This window comes from Shinella sp. SUS2 (genome assembly GCF_001262505.1).
Taxonomy (GTDB): domain Bacteria; phylum Pseudomonadota; class Alphaproteobacteria; order Rhizobiales; family Rhizobiaceae; genus Shinella.
The window spans coordinates 1-17,542 of sequence record NZ_KQ410742.1; the positions used below are offsets into that span (position 1 = coordinate 1).

A 17,542-nucleotide genomic window follows, 5' to 3' on the forward strand; every position below is an offset into this window, starting at 1 on the left:
TCATCGCCCACATTCGCCTGATCACAAGGCGACTTGCAAGGTACCGATATCGTTGAAGGCTTTTCGAGTCAGACTCTCAAGCGCTGATTGAAACTGGCCCGTGCGAAGATATATCCTCGTAAGCAGTCTAACATTGCGTATCTTGAAGCCGGCCGCTTGCAGGCTCTTTGATAGTATATTTGAGGCGGTGTCAAAATCTCTGTTCGAATGGAATAAATAACTTGCGTCTATATATTCTGCGGTAACGAATGCTTTTCGCCTCATGAATTCAATCATATCATCCGGCCTAACTCCAAGCCTAACTTTCGCGTCAGCTCCGAAGAAAAGAATATTTTCTATACTGTCATCCGACCCCTTCATGCTCATCGCCAACTTGGAAAGAGCGTGGCAACGATTAAACGACACCTTCGCAAGTTCTCCTCCGGCTGATATTCCCTCGTAATACAAACTTTCAACTACAGGCTCTATCCGGCCTGGCGTCAAAATTTGAAGGAGTTTCGGTGAGATAGTTTCGCCAGCGGAGATGATAGCCAGAAGCAGGGACTCAATGAGATCGTAATCGAGGCGATCCTCATCGAATTGATTCTTTAAAATAGCGGCTATCTTTTCAAATATTTCTACATCAATTGTATTTTGCTTTCTCCTATATGTGCTCGAGACAACTGCGGGAACCTTGTATTTCCCTCCCTCAGATTGATCAACGAGCGAGAAATCTGACATTTCCCAAAGTTCTTCAACTACGGTTTGCTTGGAGGTCTCGCTGAAAGCTTCGCAGATTATTGAAGTTGAAAGCCTCGGAAACCAACTCAATAGCTTCAATATTCTCTTCTGTATTTCTGACAATACATTCTTTTCATACAGTTCCTGAAGGACTTTATCTTGGAAGGCGAGGACTGCATCCGGTGCCAGCGCGAGAGACTCCATACTTCTTCCACTGTTAATCAAGTACGCAGTGAAATTTGCTGTGGCCGGATGACCGTTGATCTTCTCGGCGATCTCCGGAAGACGTAAAGGATCAAGAAACCTTGGCGTGACACGTAGAGTTAAGATAAATTGAATGGTCGCTTCATCCAGTTCTTCCAGATGAAACTGCTGGACGTTTCCAAGAGCCTCAACCTCCGCGCGTGGCAACTGCCTTTCCGAAATGAGGATCAGTCTAATTTGCGGCCTCGTTTGGAGTTGGATGAGTAGTTCTTTGAACCAAGGCGGGAGGGTGTTGCCCTTATTTCTTAGTCCCCACCTATGTCTTATTGTCACGACCTGATTGAGAGCTGCCCAATGCTCCAAAGACTTAAGCAAAAATGTCGCCTGCTCTTGATATGATAGAGAGGCGAATGCCAGCTTTTGCTCTTCAGCTTGATCACTGGTAAGGCCGCCAGCTAGATCAGAAAAAAACTGGAGGTGCCAATCAGTTCCGTCGCCACCAGGGGGAACCTCGAACACGGGGCCGGCCTGCCGCATCCCGCGGTAGGCATCCCTGACGAGGTCCGCAGCCAACGTGCCCCTGCCCATTCCCTGCACGCCTGTGAGTACGACGGCATTCACGACTTTACCGGTTGCCGCCGAAGATCGCATCAACGCTAGGCTTATCTCCCGTTGAAGAGTTTCACGTCCAGGATGCTGTCTCACCAAGTCAGGGTGAAGTTCATCCAAATACTTCTGGTATAGATGCCTGATCGTGCGCGCGATGTCGTTAGGCTTGAATGCGGGGGTTGTGGTGAAATATCTCGACATCCACGGTGGTAGAGTTTGGTAACTGGCGTCTCCAAGTGGACATACAAGCACCCTTGTCGCAGGATTAATAATTGAATGTATTTCTGCCAATGATTTTTCTAAGTCTACCCATGGGCTGTGACCTTCAACCGAATGAAAAAGGACAAACACCGCCGTCGATTCGATGCCTGACTTCATCGCCTCCAGTGTCTGCTGCCCTGCGTCCATCGACTTTATGTCGTAAAACGTATTGGAAGCGTCAAGCGAATTTACTACCTTCTCCACGAAGCTCTTATTTTTATTGGAGTGGGATAAAAAGATTGTTCCTTTAAGGCTTTCGGTCGTCATGAAGCACCTGTGATTGAAGGTATGCGCAACTGTACGATGAACCTATGAAAGATTGCTACACCCCCTAATGACTATTTCAACTAATCGGCCACGAGAGTAGCTCGTAAGATGGAACTCGGCGTTTTGATGTGACCTGTGCATGGAGTGTTGTTCATCACGCCCCTTTGATGTTCCGGTCACTGCGAGGTTACCGTGTTACTGCTTCGTGCGATTGCTTTCCGTTTCGCAGAGGTGCTGCGCAGTTCAACATGGAGCGAGATCGCCGAGCCCGCCGAAACGCGCACTCTTGCGCACTCCAGTGAACTGTGCGATATAGACACGGAATGCGCGAACAGAATAATTCTTTGCTTGCCAAGGTTGGGGTCGAGCGTTCGAATCGCTTCACCCGCTCCATTCTTTCCAATGGTCCAAAGCCTCGGTTCGCCGAGGCTTTTGTGTTTTCCCCAATGAGAATGTCAGCTGGCTCACGGCGATGGTGGCCGGTTTTCGGCGCGCCAGGTGGCGGGGCTGCGGGCGGTGACCCGACGGAATTCTCGATTAAAGTTCGATTTGGTCTGGAAGCCTGATTCGAGCATGGCCGAAATCACCGGCATATCGGTGTCGCGCAGCAGCCGGCAGGCCTCGGCGATGCGGAAATCATTGATGTATTGCGAGACATTCCTGCCGGTCAGACGGTTGATCGCACCGGAAATCTGCCGGGCCGGAACGCTCGCCCGTCGGGCAAGGCGCGCAAGCGTCAGATTTTCGTCACGGAACAGTTTCTGCTCCGAGAGAAGCCGATCAATCCGCTCCATCACGTCTCGGTCCCGCTCGTTCGTCCCGCTACCCTCGTCCCTTTCCTCGGGAACAGATGGCAGGGCATGGGCGCGTGCTGCGACCGTCGCAGTGACACCGACAAGGAAGAGAACGAGCAGATTGGCATTGCCGACGAGCATCGGCACGTTCTCGCCCCGGCTCCATTCGAAATCGAGCAGTACGGCAATATCGAAAGAGGCAGAGAGGCAAAGTGAACCCGCAGCAATCAGAAGCGCCTTGTGGGCGCCGGCTGCGCCATCGAGCCGCGCCTCGTCCAACCCGTCGGGCCCGGCATAGGCGAGCCGCAGCAGGATGATGGCATAGCCAACGAAGATGACGACGAGTGCGCCATCGATGAGATAGGGCGCAAACACCAGAAGGGCGAGGATGAGCACCGGCGGCGCAGCATTGAGCCAGGGAATCTCCGCCCGGTCGCGGTGGATCAAGCTCTGAAAGCTCGCCAGCACCAGCGGCGGCAGGCCACCCGCCAGCACGGGCAGGACATATCGCGCCGCCGACACATCATAGCCCCAGCGCAGGCCGACGGCGACCGACTGCAGGATGCAGAGGGCGATCAAGGCCAGGAACGGCCGATTGCCGCCATCCTGCTGGCGCAGGAGCGCGACGAAGCGGGAGAGGAGCAGGAGGGCGACGACGAAAGGCAGGGGAACGAAGAGCACGGGGCAGCATGAATCCGTTGGCGTTGTTGGCGATCATCATGATGCCAATCGCGGTCAAGGGCGACCTCAAACGCGATTGAGGACATGACGAAGGTGCGATCGTGGCGTGGATTTACCGACCGGTGGGCCTGCAAGCCGAGGTTTCGATATCTGCTCTTTCCCTGTTTCCGGTCCGCCGAGCCAGTGCGCAGGAAACATGTGGACGAGCATCACGCCGAACGCAAACAGCGCGAACAGTGCCCTCTGGGACGGCCCGAAGAAGACGTCCAGCACCCCGACAAGGACGAAGGGCCAGGACCGATCCCGGTCGCTGGCCCTTGGGCGTATGATACGGAAAGACCTTATGCGGCTCGGCGCTGGTAGGTGGCGCTGCCCCGGCCGTCGCCGATGTGGAATTGCGAGAGCGCAGCCTGGAGCTGGGCGGCTTCGTTGGCAAGCACCTGGCTCGCCGCCGTCGTCTCCTCCACCATCGTAGCGTTCTGCTGGGTCATCTGGTCCATCTGGTTGACGGCCGTGTTGATTTCGCCGAGCGCCGCAGACTGTTCCTGTGCCGCCCGGGTAATCGAGACGACATGGTCGTTGACGCGATTGACGAGGTCCTTGATTTCCGAGAGCACGTCACCGGTCGACAGCACCAGCGCCACGCCACCCTTCACCTCGCCCGCCGAAGCGTTGATCAGCGTCTTGATCTCCTTGGCAGCATTGGCCGAGCGCTGGGCGAGCTCGCGCACTTCCTGGGCGACGACCGCAAAGCCGCGGCCTGCCTCGCCCGCACGGGCAGCCTCGACGCCGGCGTTCAGCGCCAGGAGGTTCGTCTGGAAGGCGATCTCGTCGATGACGGAGATGATCTGGTTGATCTTCTGCGACGACTGCTCGATGCGCCCCATGGCATCGATGGCGTCCTGCACGATGCCGCCGGACTTTTCCGCGCTGTGCTTGGTCTCGCGCACGATCTCGGAGGCTTCGAGCGCACGAGTCGTCGAGGTCTTCACCGTCGTGGTGATTTCCTCGAGCGCGGCAGCGGTTTCCTCCAGCGAGGCCGCCTGCTGCTCCGTGCGATGGGCGAGCTGGTCAGCGGCGGCCGAAAGCTCGCGTGAATTGCCGGTAATGGTGCCGGCAGTGGAAAGGATGCCTGTCATCGTGCTGCGCAGCGTCAGCATGGCGCCGTTGACATTCGCCTGGAGCTCCGCGAAATCGCCCTGGAAATGACCGGCCATTTCCTGCGTCAGGTCGGCATGGGAGAGCGAGGCGATCACGCGGCGCACTTCGCTGACGCCCCGGTCGACATTCTCGACCAGTTCGTTGACACCGGCGGCGAAGCGGCGAAGGTCCTCGTCCTCATAGGCCTTGGTGATGCGGCGGGTGAAGTCGCCCGCAGCGGCGGCGGCCACGATCGTGCTGATATTCGACTGCAGGTCCCTGCTCTGTGTCTGCAGGGCAGCTTCCTGCGCCTCCATCTCGCGCATATGCGCTTCGTTGGCGCGGAAGACATCGAGCGTGCGCGCCATGGCGCCGATCTCGTCCTTGCGCTCCGTGCAGGGAATGGCGTCGTCAAGCTTGCCGGCCGCAAGATTGGACATCACGCCGGTCAGAAGCTGGATCGGGCGGACGATGCCGGTGCGGGCGAGCAGCGTGCTGAGCAGCATACCCGCGACGATACAGATGAAGGCAGTGGCCAGAAGCACGACCTGCGTCGTCGTCGAGCGCGCGATGGCATCGGCGCGCGATTGCGAAAGCGTTTCGGCCGAATGGGTAGTGTAGAGCTTGAGCGCAACGGTAACGGCCTTCTGCCCCTCCAGCGCCTTGTCGAGCGCGGCTAGCATGACGGCACGGTCCTGGCCCTGCGGCGAGCCGGCAACGGCCACCATGGCCCGGATATCTTCGAAATAGGGCGCCAGCGATGCGCGCACGCCATCGAGCAGCTTTGCCTCCTCCGCATCGGCAGTCGAGGCGATCTTCGGCAGGCGATCGAGCATTTCCTTGGCGCGCTTTTCCGTCTCGGCGGCAAAGTCTGCGGCCTTTTCCGGTGCAAGCGCCAGTTGGTAGGTCATGCGGCTGATCGCGATGACGTCGATGCGCAGGTCCATGGCTTCCCGCGCCACTTCCTCCCGTCCGCCGGTGTCCTGAAACGCCGCGCCGAGTGCCCGCAGACCCCCGCCTCCGACAGCAGCGATCGTGCCGGCGGCGATGCCCATCAAGAGCACGAGAAGACCAACTTTTCTGGAAATGGAGAGATCCGAGATTTTCATGGACAACGTCCCCTGAGGGCGACCGGCGCTGTCCTGGCGCGTTCAATCCCGCACAACCCCGCATCATGCCGGGTCCTGAGATTGGTTTTTCAGGCACAAAGGTTTCGATTTTATTGCCTTCCGGCACCACAATCTAGGATTTCACCCCTTGCGGAAAATGTAATCCGTCTCCTGCCGCAACGTTTCACCGGGCCGGAGAACGGCATTCGGGAAATGGCCATGGTTGACGGCATCCGGCCAGACCTGGGTTTCGAGGCAGAAACCGGCGAAAGCCCCGTAGCGGCGGCCCTCCAGCCCCGGGGCGGCCGGGGCGACATGGGCACCGCTATAGAGCTGCACACCCGGCTCGGTGGTCAGCACCGCCAGCGAAACACCGGACTGCGGACTGCGGACCTCGATCACCGGCCGTTTCGCCTGCCGCTCAGACGAGAGGCAGAAATTGTGGTCGAAGGCGATCCCGCCGTCCTGCGTCTGCCGGTCCAGCGGCGTCCATTGCCGCAGATCGAAGGGCGTGCCGGCGACCGGGCGGACGTCACCGGTCGGTATCAACCTTTCGTCAACGGGCAGGTAGTGCTCCGCCGCAAGACGAATCTCATGGCCGAGCGCATCTGCCCCGCCGTCGAGGTTGAAATAGCTGTGCTGGCAGAGGTTGACGGGGGTCGGCGCATCCGTCGTCGCCTCGTAGACGACAGAGAGCACGCCGTCACCGGCAAGCCGGTAAGTGCAGGAAATGGCACAGGTGCCGGGATAGCCCGCGCGGCCGGCTGGATCGATCATCGACAGGGTGACGAAGTCCGGACTTTGTGCGGCAATCCGCCAGTTCTGCCGGGCGATGCCATCGCTACCGCCGTGCAGATGGGTGACGCCACCTTCGTTGCATTCAAGCCGGAAATCCACGCCGTCGATCGAGAAGCGCCCACCCTTGATACGGTTGGCGCAACGACCAGGCGTCGCCCCGAAATAGGGCGAGTGGTCGAGATAGCCGGCAAGGTCCTCGAAACCGAGAACCAGTGGCGCGGGATGCCCTTCGAGCCGCAGATCCTGAATGACGGCGCCCCAGGTGAGGACATGCGCCGTCAGACCGCCGCCGACTAGGCGGATGCGCTCGACCGGTTCGCCGTTCTCCAATCGCCCGAAGATTTCATTTCGGCTGCCCACACCCGCTCTCCTCCGCTGGTCGCCCGGTCTCGCGCGGCAACCTGCTGCAATTCCCCTCCATTCGCAATCGAAAAGTATGACTTTTCTGTCGCCCTGCTCAGAAGGACTTCTGGTAGATGATGAAGGGGGTCTTGTCGGCGATGCGATCATAGAGCTGGCGCGCCGTCGAATTGAACTCCTGCGTCATCCAGTAGACCTCAGGCGAGCCTGCTTCCCTCGCCTTGGCATAGACGCCCTCGATCAGCGCCCGGCCGATACCGGAGCCGCGCACGCCAGGATCGGCGAAGAGGTCCTGCAGGTAGCAGACATTGCCGACCGTCCAGCAGGAGCGGTGGAACAGGTAATGCGCAAGGCCCACGGGCTTGCCGTCGAGCGTGGCGAGGAGGCCGCGATATTCGCCCTCCGCCCCCTCGCCCGTCAGCCGGGCAAAGGTGGTAGCGTAGATCTCCTCCGGCAGCACCGTCTCGTAGAAAGCGAGATAGGCGGTCCACAGACGCCGCCATTCGCCTTCATCATCCTTGTGCAATGGGCGAATGACGACACCGCTCATGGGTCAGGCTCCTGTTCCGATCTTTTCCAGGTCATAGGACGTGGTCTGGTAGATTTCATTGATCCAGTTGCCGAAGAGCAGATGTGCATGGCCGCGCCAGCGGTTCTGCGGCGGCAACGACGGATCGTTATGCGGGAAATAGTTCTTCGGCAGCTTGATCGGCACGCCGGCCGAGACATCGCGGAAATATTCGTCGGCGAGCGAGGTGGAATCATATTCCACATGGTTGAAGATGTAGAGACGGTTTCCAGCCTGCTCCCGCACGAGGCAGACACCCGTCTCGTCGGAATCAAGCAGGATGTCGAGCTCCGGCACCGCCCGGATATCCTCGATGCGGATCTCCGTCCAGCGCGAGACCGGCACCTCGAAATTATCGGAGAAGCCGTTGAGATAGACCGAGGAAGGCTTGCGATTGTGATGACGGTAGACGCCGAAGGCCTTTTCCTCCAGCGTGTGCTTCGGCACGCCGTGGAAATGGTAGATCGCCGCCATGGCGCCCCAGCAGACATTCAGCGTCGAGTGGACATTGGTCTTCGTCCAGTCGAGGATCTGCTTCATCTCGTCCCAATAGGTGACGTCCTCATAATCCAGCAGCTCGATCGGCGCGCCGGTGATGATGAAACCGTCGAACTTGCGATGCCGCACCTCCTCCCACGTGTCGTAGAAGGCAAGCAGGTGTTCTTCCGACGTGTTCTTCGCCCGGTGGCCGCCGACGCGCACCAGCGACAGCTCGACCTGCAGCGGCGAGGCGCCGACGAGGCGCGCCATCTGCACTTCCGTCTTGATCTTGTTCGGCATGAGATTGAGAAGCCCGATCTGCAAGGGGCGGATATCCTGCCGGATCGCCACCGTCTCGGTCATCACCCGCACGCCCTCGTGAACGAGGGTTTCGAAGGCGGGGAGCGTATCGGGAATCTTGATGGGCATGTCTCACTCGATCGAAAAACAAAAACCGGCCGCAACAGTGTCGCAACCGGCCCACGGAAGGTTTTTCCTCGCGCGGCCCTTTAGCGACTTGTTTAACGTGGCTGCAAGCCGGCCGGCCAAATCACCACGAGGCGTTTAAATAGCGCTCCTTGCGCCACGAATCAATCCATGCCCGGAAACGGGCAAGGCCCGGATGCGGCTGGCATCCAGGCCTTGCTGCTTGAGAGAAGTCGGGCAGCTCAGTAGTAGCTGTAGTAGCGCTTCTTGTAGTAGACCTTGCCGCCCCAGTCGCCGCCCCAGCGATGGCCATAGTGGCCATAGTGGCGCTTGACGCGATAGTGCTTCCTGTAGCCGTGGTGGCCGTGGCCATAGCTCTTCCAGCCGTAGCTCTTGTGGCCGTAGCCATAGTAACCGGCCTCGGACGGGGCGGCGAAGGAAACGGCTGCGACGACGGCGACGACGGCCGAGATGATGAACTTGCGCATGGGACTCTCCTGATCTCTTTCGGGTTACAGGATGAACTCCTCTCATCCAGTGATCAGACTGTCTCATGGACCAGGACGCAGCGCTGTTTCGGATGGAACACGGCGCCGACATCCATGATTTCAAGGTTTCCTAGCCCTCCAGCTCCTCGCGCAGCATCTCCAGCTCCAGCCATTCCTCTTCCATCGCCGTCAGCGAATGGCGCAGCTTCTCCATCTCCGCCGCCAGCTTGTTGAAGGTGGCGGGATCCTTGGTGAAGAGGGCCGGGTCGGCCATCTTCGCCTCGCGCGCGGCGATCTCCTTCTCCGCCTTCTCCATTTCCTTCGGCAGGTTCTCGAGGGCGAATTTCTGCTTGTAGGAGAGCTTTGCCTTACCCTTGCTTTCCGCCGGGGCCGCGGCGGATGACGCCTCGGCGGCCCTCGCCTTCTCGGCCTTTTCCGCCTTGCGTTTCTCCTCGATTGCGCCGCGACGCTGCGCCATCATGTCGGAATAGCCGCCGGCATATTCGATCCAGCGGCCATCCGGGTTTTCCGGGTCGGCCGGCGCGATGGTCGAGGTTACGGTGCGGTCGAGGAAGTCGCGGTCGTGGCTGACGAGCAGCACAGTGCCGGCAAAACCGGCGACGATTTCCTGCAACAGGTCGAGCGTCTCGATGTCGAGGTCGTTGGTCGGCTCGTCGAGGATGAGAAGGTTCGTCGGCCGCGACAGGATGCGTGCCAGCATCAGGCGCGCACGCTCACCGCCTGAAAGGTTGCGGATGGGTGTGCGGGCCTGCTCGGGCTGGAACAGAAACTCCTTCATGTAGCCGGTGACGTGCCGCTGCTCGCCGTTGACGAGCAGTGTCTCGCCGCGCCCGTCCGTGAGATAATGGGCAAGCGTGTCATCGAGATTCAGGTCCTCGCGACGCTGGTCGAGCGTGGCGATTTCCAGGTTCGTGCCGAGTTTCACCGTGCCGCTGTCGGGCTCGAGCTCGCCGGTGAGCATCTTGAGCAGCGTCGTCTTGCCCGCACCGTTCGGGCCGACGAGACCGATACAGTCGCCGCGGTGGACGCGGATAGAGAACGGCGCGACAATTGTGCGCTCGCCATAGGTCTTGGTGATCTTTTCCGCCTCGATGACCAGCTTGCCGGATTCCTGCGCATCGGAAGCGCTGGCCTGTACGCTCCCCTGTGGCCCCTTGTGGCCGCGATAGCGGGCGCGCAGATCGTGAAGCGCACCGAGGCGGCGCATGTTGCGCTTGCGCCGGGCGGTAACGCCGTAACGCAGCCAGTGCTCCTCGCGCTCGATCGCCTTGCCCAGCTTGTGCTGCTCCAGCTCCTCGGCCTCCAGCACCTCGTCGCGCCAGGCCTCGAAATGACCGAAGCCGCGGTTGAGCCGCCGCGACTGGCCACGATCGAGCCAGACGGTGGCGTTGGACACCTTTTCGAGGAAACGACGGTCGTGCGAGATGACGACGAGGGCCGAGCGGGTCGACTGCAACTCGCCTTCCAGCCATTCGATAGTCGGAAGGTCGAGATGGTTGGTCGGCTCGTCGAGGAGGAGAATATCCGGTTCGGGCGCCATCACCCGGGCCAGCGCCGCCCGGCGCGCCTCGCCGCCCGACAGCGACTTGGGATCCTCGCTGCCGTTGAGCCCAAGATGTTCGAGCAGGTAGGTGACGCGGTAGGGATCGTCACTCGGCCCGAGGCCCGCCTCCGCATAGGCCGCAACCGTGTCGTAGCCATCGAAATCCGGCGCCTGGTGCAGGTAACGGATCGTCGCGGAAGGATGGCGGAAGACCTCGCCGGACTGCGCTTCGGCAAGGCCGGCGGCGATCTTCATCAGCGTCGACTTGCCCGAACCGTTGCGGCCGACGAGAGAGATGCGGTCGCCCGGCTCCACCTGCAGGCTGGCGCCGGCAAGCAGCGGCGTGCCGCCGAAGCTGAGGAAAATGTCGTCGAGTTTGAGAATAGGCGGTGCCAAGGGTCAGGCTCCTGAAAGGTCGTAGGGCCGGGCGATGAGAATGGCGCGGCCGGTCGCAAGCGAAAGGCGGATCGGACCTTCCGCCACATTGGAAATGGTGCGCGACGAACCGAAGGGCAGCGAAAAGTCCTTCAGCGGATAGCGCGCATTGTCGATGGTGAGGCCCGAAAGCGGGGCAAGGCCGAGAATGGAGAAGAGACTGCCTTTCGGAAGATCGATGGCGCGGCGGCCCGGCAGCAGTGGCCAGGCCTCCTCCTCGCCCGACGTGAGCTTGATGGTAGAGCCCTGCTCTTCCAGGAAGACGGCGTGCAGGAGATGCATCAGCGCATGGTCGCTGCGCTCCCCGCCGAGTGCGCCGGCAAGCAGGATAGTATGCGCCCCGCGCTCGGTCGCGACCGCAACAGCAAGCGCCCCGTCGGTTTCGTTCTTGGCAGCGGGATAGGGCTGGCGCTCGACCTGCGGCCAGGCGGCGACAAGCTCCGGCGAGGTCGAATCGAAATCGCCCACCCAGAGTTCGGGCACAACGCCGAGGCTTTGCGCATGCCGCATGCCGCCATCCGCCGCAATAACGCGCGCGCCAGCCACGTCCGTGCGAAGACGCGGCGTCACGGCGAGCGCGCCTCCTAGAAGGACGACGAATTTCGGGTCTGTCGATACCGGCATGGTCATGGCTGATGCCCTTAGCGCATGTTCCCCAGAAAGGGAAAGATTTTGCATTCGAAGACAGGGAACAGCCGGCAGGAGGGACACGAAACGCAAGAAGCGCGGGCAGAACCCGCGCTTCGATTTTATAAGGATCGTAGCCGTATCAGGCGGCGTTGCTCACCGCGGCACCCCGCGGGGAGAAGAGCAGCCGGTCGGAACCGGCGGTCACCTTGACGGTCGAACCGTCGGGGATGTCGCCGGCGAGGATCTTTTCCGCCAACGGGTCCTGAAGATGCTTCTGGATCGCGCGCTTCAGGGGGCGTGCACCATAGACCGGATCATACCCCTTTTCGGCCAGCCAGTGCACAGCCTCCTCGTCAAGGTCGAGAACGATCTTGCGATCGACCAGGAGCTTGCGCAGCCGCGCCAGCTGGATATCGACGATCGCACCCATTTCCGACCGCTTGAGGCGATGGAAGAGGATGATCTCGTCCACCCGGTTCAGGAACTCAGGCCGGAATGCCATCTTCACCACATCCATGACCTGGTCGCGCACGCTGTCACTGTCCTCGTTCTCGCCGAGCGCGGTAAGATATTCCGCGCCGAGATTGGAGGTCATGATGATCATCGTGTTGCGGAAGTCCACGGTGCGGCCCTGGCCATCGGTCAGGCGGCCGTCGTCGAGGACCTGCAGGAGCACGTTGAAGACGTCAGGATGCGCCTTCTCGATCTCGTCGAACAGCACGACCTGATAAGGCCGGCGGCGAACGGATTCGGTGAGCGCACCGCCTTCCTCATAGCCGACATAACCGGGAGGCGCGCCGATCAGCCGGGCCACCGAGTGCTTCTCCATGTATTCCGACATGTCCATGCGCTGGATCGCCGTCTCGTCGTCGAAGAGGAAGCGGGCGAGCGCCTTGGTCAACTCCGTCTTGCCGACGCCGGTCGGGCCGAGGAAGATGAACGAGCCGATCGGCCGGTTCGGATCCTGAAGGCCGGCACGCGCGCGACGCACGGCACGGGAGACTGCCTGAACGGCGTCGCCCTGCCCGACGACCCACTTGCCGAGTTCGTCCTCCATGCGCAGGAGCTTGTCGCGCTCGCCCTCCAGCATCTTGTCCACGGGAATGCCCGTCCAGCGGGAGACCACATGGGCGATGTTGTCGGGGGTCACGACCTCCTGTACCATCGGATCGACATCACCGGCATCGCGACCTTCAGCCTCCTCCAGCTCCTTTTCGAGCTTCGGGATGATGCCGTAGGCGAGCTCGCCGGCGCGCTGGAACTCACCCTTGCGCTGCGCAATGGCGAGTTCGTTGCGCAGCTCGTCGAGCTGGCGCTTGAGGTCGGCGGCGCGGCCGAGTTTCGACTTTTCCGCCTGCCAGCGCGCGGTGAGCGCAGAGGCTTCCTCCTCGATCGCGGCAAGATCGACTTCGAGCTTTTCAAGCCGGTCCTGCGACGAGCGGTCGGTTTCCTTCTTCAGGGCTTCGCGCTCGATCTTCAGCTGAATGATACGGCGGTCGAGTTCGTCGAGCTCTTCCGGCTTGGAATCGACCTGCATACGCAGCCGCGAGGCGGCTTCGTCCATCAGGTCGATCGCCTTGTCCGGCAGGAAGCGATCCGTGATGTAGCGGTTGGAAAGGGTCGCGGCGGCAACGAGAGCCGAATCGGAGATCCGGACCTTGTGGTGCTGCTCGTACTTCTCCTTCAGGCCGCGCAGGATCGAGATCGTGTCCTCGACAGTCGGCTCGTCCACCATCACGGGCTGGAACCGACGGGCAAGGGCCGCGTCCTTTTCGACATGCTTGCGGTATTCATCGAGCGTGGTCGCACCGACGCAGTGCAGTTCACCGCGGGCAAGCGCGGGCTTCAGCAGGTTGGAGGCGTCCATCGCCCCATCCGCCTTGCCGGCGCCGACAAGCGTGTGCATCTCGTCAATGAACAGGATGATCTCGCCGTCTTCCGCCTGCACTTCGGCAAGGACAGCCTTCAGACGCTCCTCGAACTCGCCGCGATACTTCGCACCGGCGATCAGCGCGCCCATATCGAGCGCCATCAGCTTCTTGTCCTTGAGGCTCTCCGGCACATCGCCGTTGACGATGCGCAAGGCAAGACCCTCGGCGATCGCCGTCTTGCCGACGCCGGGTTCACCGATGAGGACGGGATTGTTCTTCGTGCGGCGCGACAGGACCTGGATCGTGCGGCGGATTTCATCGTCGCGGCCAATGACGGGGTCGAGCCGGCCTTCGCGCGCATCGGCGGTGAGGTCACGGGCGAACTTTTTGAGCGAATCGAAACCCTGCTCCGCACTCGCCGTATCGGCGGTGCGCCCCTTGCGGATGTCGTTGATGACCTGGTTGAGCTTGGTCGCCGTGACACCGGCCTTGGCAAGAATCTCGGACGTCGCCGCGGATTTTTCGATCGCAAGTGCCAGAAGCAGGCGCTCGACGGTGACAAAACTGTCGCCGGCCTTCTTCGCGGCCTCTTCGGCGGTGGAGAATACCTTTGCAAGCGGCTGGGAAAGATAGACCTGACCGTTGCCGCCGGACACCTTCGGCTGCTTGGCAAGGGCGGCATCGTTGGCGATCCGCGCTTCGCGCGCATTGCCGCCGGCACGCTCGATCAGCGATGTTGCCATGCCCTGGTCGTCGTCGAGCAGCACTTTCAGGACGTGTTCAGGCGTGAACTGCGGGTTGCCGTCGGCAAGCGCCTTTGTCTGGGCGGATTGCAGGAAACCGCGAACGCGTTCGGAGTATTTTTCAATGTTCATCATTACCTCCAGGACTCGGCCGGCCCATCAAGGCACCGGTCGATGATTCAGGATAAGGCTCCCATCAAGGCGAACCTTTCATACATGCGACCCGCCCGGCCTTGCGACCGGTCAATCGCCTGAAGCGAATATGGTGGAGGTTTTTCCGAATTAAAGGGAGCGTCCGGCAACCGGTCGAGATTTTTCGCAGGCGCCTTGCAAAACGCAAGAACCCGGCACGGGGCCGGGTTCCTCTACCGTATCGAAATGCCGTTATTCCGAGGCTTCGAGAGCCGGAGCGGCATCACCGGCGGGCTGTGCGCCCTCACCGCCAGCCTCAGCCTCGGCCTCGCCGCGGCGCGGACGGCGCGGGCGGGGCGTGCTGCGGCGACGGGCTGGCGCGCGGCCCGTGGCAGGCGCTGCAGCTTCGTCTTCGAGCGAAACTTCAGCCGGCGTACCCTCGATCACCGGCTGCGGGCCGGTGCCATCGATAACGGGCTGCTCGACGGCGACAGGGGCCTTGGCAACAGGAGCCTTGGCGACCGGAGCCGGCGCAGCGACGGCAACGGGTGCGGGCTCATCGACGGGCGCCGAATCGAATTCGTCGGAATCCCGGTCGAAACCATCGCGGTCATTAAAGTCGGTCCGCTCGGCATTGTCCGAACGCTCATCCCGCGGGAAGCGCTCCTGCATCTGCGCCTGAGCGGCTGCGATGATGCGGTTGTAGTGTTCGGCATGCTGCAGATAATTTTCCGCCATGACGCGGTCGCCGGCGCTCTGGGCGTCCCGGGCAAGCGCTGAATATTTCTCGGCGATATGCTGGGCGGTGCCCCTGATCTTCACGTCCGGACCCGAACTGTCGTAGGTCCTCGTCAGGGGATTGCCACCCTTGCGGTGGTTATTGTTGTTATTGTTATTGTTGTTATTATTGTTGTTGTTACGCCCGCGGCCGCGCTTGTTTTGCTGTCCTGGCCTCATATGTCACTCACCTAACGTATCGTGTCTTGATGATCATGTGTCTGCACGCTTGATCAGGCCATGCCAGATCAAGCGTCCTTACCCGCGGGCAAACCACGCCGGTCGGTGGTCCTGTCGCCGTAAGACGTCAAATTAACAGGTACCCGCACTAGGCAGTCTTCAACCCTAGCAACTCTTCGAGAGAGCAATCCTCGCGATCGGGTCATGCAGGAACGAATCCTTTGTGTCATGACCGCTTGCCCAGTGCGTGCCCGCAACCTAGCCCGCTTCCTTCCCGATTCCAAGCCTTTTCTTTGCAGCCGCAGAATTTGCTGCGCTTGTGCAGCAAAATTACAGGGCGGCCGTCTTTGAAAAGAGAAGAACACGGTCATTGCCGCCAAGATCCTGGATTGCGTCGATCCGCGAGAAGCCGCTTTCGCGCATGATGGCCGTGACCGCGTCTTTCTGGTCGTAGCCGATCTCGTAGGCCACCAGGCCGTTTTCCTTTAGATGAGCGCCCGCGCCGGCAGCGATTGCGCGATAGGCATCGAGCCCGTCGTCTCCACCATCCAGTGCCAGCATCGGGTCGTGGAGCCGGACCTCATCGTCCAGCGTTTCGACCACGGAACTGACGATATAGGGGGGATTTGACACGATGATGTCGAACACCCCGGTCACGGCTGCAAACCAGTCGCTCTCGACCGTCTCAAACCGGTCGGCGATGCCATTGATATCGGCATTGCGCCGCGCCGTTTCAAGGGCACCGACCGAAAGATCGGCGCCGATCCCGGTCGCCACTGGCACGAGATCCAGAAGGGCAAGACAGATCGCACCTGTTCCGGTTCCAAGGTCGAGAATCCGGCAACCACCCATCTCGCGCACGATCCGTTCCACATGCGGCACCAGCGCATCGACGAGGACTTCGGTATCCGGCCGCGGCTCCAGCGTCTCCGGCGACAGCACCAGGTCGAGCCGCGAGAAGGCCCGGCGGCCAAGGATGCGGTGGACCGGCTCGCGTGCGATGCGGCGGACAAGCGCGTCATCAATGGTCTGCCGCTCGGCCTCCCCCAAAGGCTGATCACCCCGCGTTATGAAGGATGTCGGCGTCAGGCCCAGCAAGCCCACAAGCAGCGTTCGCGCGTCGCCCGCAGCATCGACGATCCCCGCTTCGGCTAACCGGCGCCGCGCCGTGGCCAGGACCTCGGCAAGCGTCTTACCGCTCATCGGCCCTGTTCGCCGAGCTGAGCCAGAAGGCCGGCCTGGTAGTCGGCGACCAGCGCATCGACCACCTCGTCGATCTCGCCGACCATCATGCGGTCGAGCTTGTAGAGCGTCAGGTTGATGCGGTGATCCGTCACACGGCCCTGCGGGAAATTGTAGGTTCGGATACGCTCGGAGCGGTCCCCGGAACCGACCTGGCTCTTGCGATCGGCGGAGCGCTCGCTTTCCGCGCGCTGGCGCTCGATGTCGTAGAGCCGTGAGCGCAGCACCTGCATGGCCTTGGCGCGGTTCTGGTGCTGTGACTTTTCCGAACTCGTCACGATGAGGCCAGTCGGCAGGTGGGTGATACGCACGGCCGAGTCGGTCGTGTTGACGTGCTGGCCACCGGCACCTGACGAGCGCATCGTGTCGATACGGATATCCTCCGGCCGGATCTCGATATCGATCTCTTCTGCTTCCGGCAGCACGGCGACGGTCGCCGCCGAGGTGTGGATGCGCCCGCTCGCCTCCGTCTCCGGAACGCGCTGGACGCGGTGCACGCCCGATTCGAACTTCAACTTGGCGAAAACGCCACGCCCGGTGATCGTCGCGATGATTTCCTTGAAACCGCCAGCCTCGCCTTCGCTGGAAGACAGGACCTCCACCTTCCAGCCATGGGCCGCGGCATACCGCTCGTACATACGAAAAAGATCGCCGGCGAAAAGCGCAGCTTCCGAACCGCCGGTACCGGCGCGGATTTCGAGGATCGCGCTCTTTTCGTCGGCGGCATCCTTCGGGAGAAGCAGGATCTGCATCTCCTTTTCGAGGCCTTCCAACCGCTCCTTCAGCTCTGGCAGTTCCATTTCCGCAAGGTCGCGCATCTCCCGGTCCGTCGCCTTGTCGGCAAGCAGCACGTCGAGATCGGCGATCTCACCGCTGACCTTCTGGTATTCGCGGATCTTCGTCACGACCGGCTGGAGCTCGGAATATTCCGAGGCGAGACGCACATAGGTCTCCGAATCCGGCCCCGCCGACATGCGCGCCTCGATCTCGCCGAAACGGCGCTCGAGTTCACGCATCTTTTCAACGGGAAGCTTCGCCACCGTTCAAACTCCCGTCAAAAAAT

Annotated in this window: 13 protein-coding genes and 1 riboswitch; all 13 genes read right to left on the reverse strand. The window is 61.1% G+C overall.

Going from position 1 to position 17,542, the window contains the following annotated elements:
- Positions 1 to 21: 21 nt before the first annotated feature.
- The 13 genes from AKG11_RS26220 to prfA all read right to left on the reverse strand — a co-directional run bounded on the left by AKG11_RS26220 (position 22) and on the right by prfA (position 17,519).
- Entirely contained in the window at positions 22 to 2,061 is a 2,040-nt protein-coding gene (locus tag AKG11_RS26220; RefSeq protein ID WP_156334139.1) for a toll/interleukin-1 receptor domain-containing protein, read from the reverse strand.
- Positions 2,062 to 2,525: 464 nt separating this feature from the next.
- Positions 2,526 to 3,536: a helix-turn-helix domain-containing protein gene (locus AKG11_RS26225; protein WP_050746059.1), complete on the reverse strand. Its 1,011-nt coding sequence runs from the start codon at positions 3,534 to 3,536 to the stop codon at positions 2,526 to 2,528.
- Positions 3,537 to 3,877: 341 nt separating this feature from the next.
- Complete coding sequence (locus tag AKG11_RS26230; protein WP_050746060.1) at positions 3,878 to 5,785, reverse strand: methyl-accepting chemotaxis protein; 1,908 nt, start codon at positions 5,783 to 5,785, stop codon at positions 3,878 to 3,880.
- A gap of 141 nt (positions 5,786 to 5,926) precedes the next feature.
- A complete protein-coding gene (locus tag AKG11_RS26235) occupies positions 5,927 to 6,943 on the reverse strand; it encodes an aldose epimerase family protein (protein WP_050746061.1) in 1,017 nt (338 codons plus the stop codon).
- Between the two features lie 97 nt (positions 6,944 to 7,040).
- On the reverse strand, positions 7,041 to 7,493 hold the full coding sequence (locus AKG11_RS26240; RefSeq protein ID WP_050746062.1) for a GNAT family N-acetyltransferase: 453 nt from the start codon (positions 7,491 to 7,493) through the stop codon (positions 7,041 to 7,043).
- 3 nt (positions 7,494 to 7,496) lie between these two features.
- The gene (gene metA / locus AKG11_RS26245; RefSeq protein ID WP_024271116.1) at positions 7,497 to 8,420 is read right to left on the reverse strand and encodes a homoserine O-acetyltransferase MetA; all 924 of its coding nucleotides are present in this window, start codon (positions 8,418 to 8,420) and stop codon (positions 7,497 to 7,499) included.
- Between the two features lie 60 nt (positions 8,421 to 8,480).
- Positions 8,481 to 8,558, reverse strand: a riboswitch (SAM riboswitch).
- A gap of 101 nt (positions 8,559 to 8,659) precedes the next feature.
- Positions 8,660 to 8,905, reverse strand: a complete 246-nt coding sequence (locus tag AKG11_RS26250) for a hypothetical protein (RefSeq protein WP_023514141.1) — start codon at positions 8,903 to 8,905, stop codon at positions 8,660 to 8,662.
- A gap of 130 nt (positions 8,906 to 9,035) precedes the next feature.
- Positions 9,036 to 10,865, reverse strand: a complete 1,830-nt coding sequence (locus tag AKG11_RS26255) for an ABC-F family ATP-binding cassette domain-containing protein (RefSeq protein ID WP_023514142.1) — start codon at positions 10,863 to 10,865, stop codon at positions 9,036 to 9,038.
- 3 nt (positions 10,866 to 10,868) lie between these two features.
- Complete coding sequence (locus AKG11_RS26260) at positions 10,869 to 11,528, reverse strand: thiamine diphosphokinase (protein WP_050746118.1); 660 nt, start codon at positions 11,526 to 11,528, stop codon at positions 10,869 to 10,871.
- A 145-nt stretch (positions 11,529 to 11,673) separates the two neighbouring features.
- The gene (gene clpB, locus AKG11_RS26265) at positions 11,674 to 14,280 is read right to left on the reverse strand and encodes an ATP-dependent chaperone ClpB (RefSeq protein ID WP_050746063.1); all 2,607 of its coding nucleotides are present in this window, start codon (positions 14,278 to 14,280) and stop codon (positions 11,674 to 11,676) included.
- A gap of 252 nt (positions 14,281 to 14,532) precedes the next feature.
- On the reverse strand, positions 14,533 to 15,237 hold the full coding sequence (locus tag AKG11_RS26270) for a DUF4167 domain-containing protein (protein ID WP_050746064.1): 705 nt from the start codon (positions 15,235 to 15,237) through the stop codon (positions 14,533 to 14,535).
- A gap of 330 nt (positions 15,238 to 15,567) precedes the next feature.
- A complete protein-coding gene (gene prmC / locus AKG11_RS26275) occupies positions 15,568 to 16,440 on the reverse strand; it encodes a peptide chain release factor N(5)-glutamine methyltransferase (RefSeq protein WP_050746065.1) in 873 nt (290 codons plus the stop codon).
- Complete coding sequence (gene prfA / locus AKG11_RS26280) at positions 16,437 to 17,519, reverse strand: peptide chain release factor 1 (RefSeq protein ID WP_050746066.1); 1,083 nt, start codon at positions 17,517 to 17,519, stop codon at positions 16,437 to 16,439. Before prfA ends, prmC begins: the two co-directional genes overlap by 4 nt.
- Between the last annotated feature and the right edge of the window lie 23 nt (positions 17,520 to 17,542).

What these genes read in the sequence shown, in the direction of transcription:
- AKG11_RS26270 (WP_050746064.1), bottom strand. Translation starts at nt 15,237, where the DNA reads ATGAGGCCAGGACAGCAAAACAAGCGCGGCCGCGGGCGTAACAACAAC.
- metA (WP_024271116.1), bottom strand. Translation starts at nt 8,420, where the DNA reads ATGCCCATCAAGATTCCCGATACGCTCCCCGCCTTCGAAACCCTCGTT.
- prmC (WP_050746065.1), bottom strand. Translation starts at nt 16,440, where the DNA reads ATGAGCGGTAAGACGCTTGCCGAGGTCCTGGCCACGGCGCGGCGCCGG.
- AKG11_RS26220 (WP_156334139.1), bottom strand. Translation starts at nt 2,061, where the DNA reads ATGACGACCGAAAGCCTTAAAGGAACAATCTTTTTATCCCACTCCAAT.
- AKG11_RS26250 (WP_023514141.1), bottom strand. Translation starts at nt 8,905, where the DNA reads ATGCGCAAGTTCATCATCTCGGCCGTCGTCGCCGTCGTCGCAGCCGTT.
- AKG11_RS26260 (WP_050746118.1), bottom strand. Translation starts at nt 11,528, where the DNA reads ATGCCGGTATCGACAGACCCGAAATTCGTCGTCCTTCTAGGAGGCGCG.
- AKG11_RS26240 (WP_050746062.1), bottom strand. Translation starts at nt 7,493, where the DNA reads ATGAGCGGTGTCGTCATTCGCCCATTGCACAAGGATGATGAAGGCGAA.
- AKG11_RS26230 (WP_050746060.1), bottom strand. Translation starts at nt 5,785, where the DNA reads ATGAAAATCTCGGATCTCTCCATTTCCAGAAAAGTTGGTCTTCTCGTG.
- clpB (WP_050746063.1), bottom strand. Translation starts at nt 14,280, where the DNA reads ATGAACATTGAAAAATACTCCGAACGCGTTCGCGGTTTCCTGCAATCC.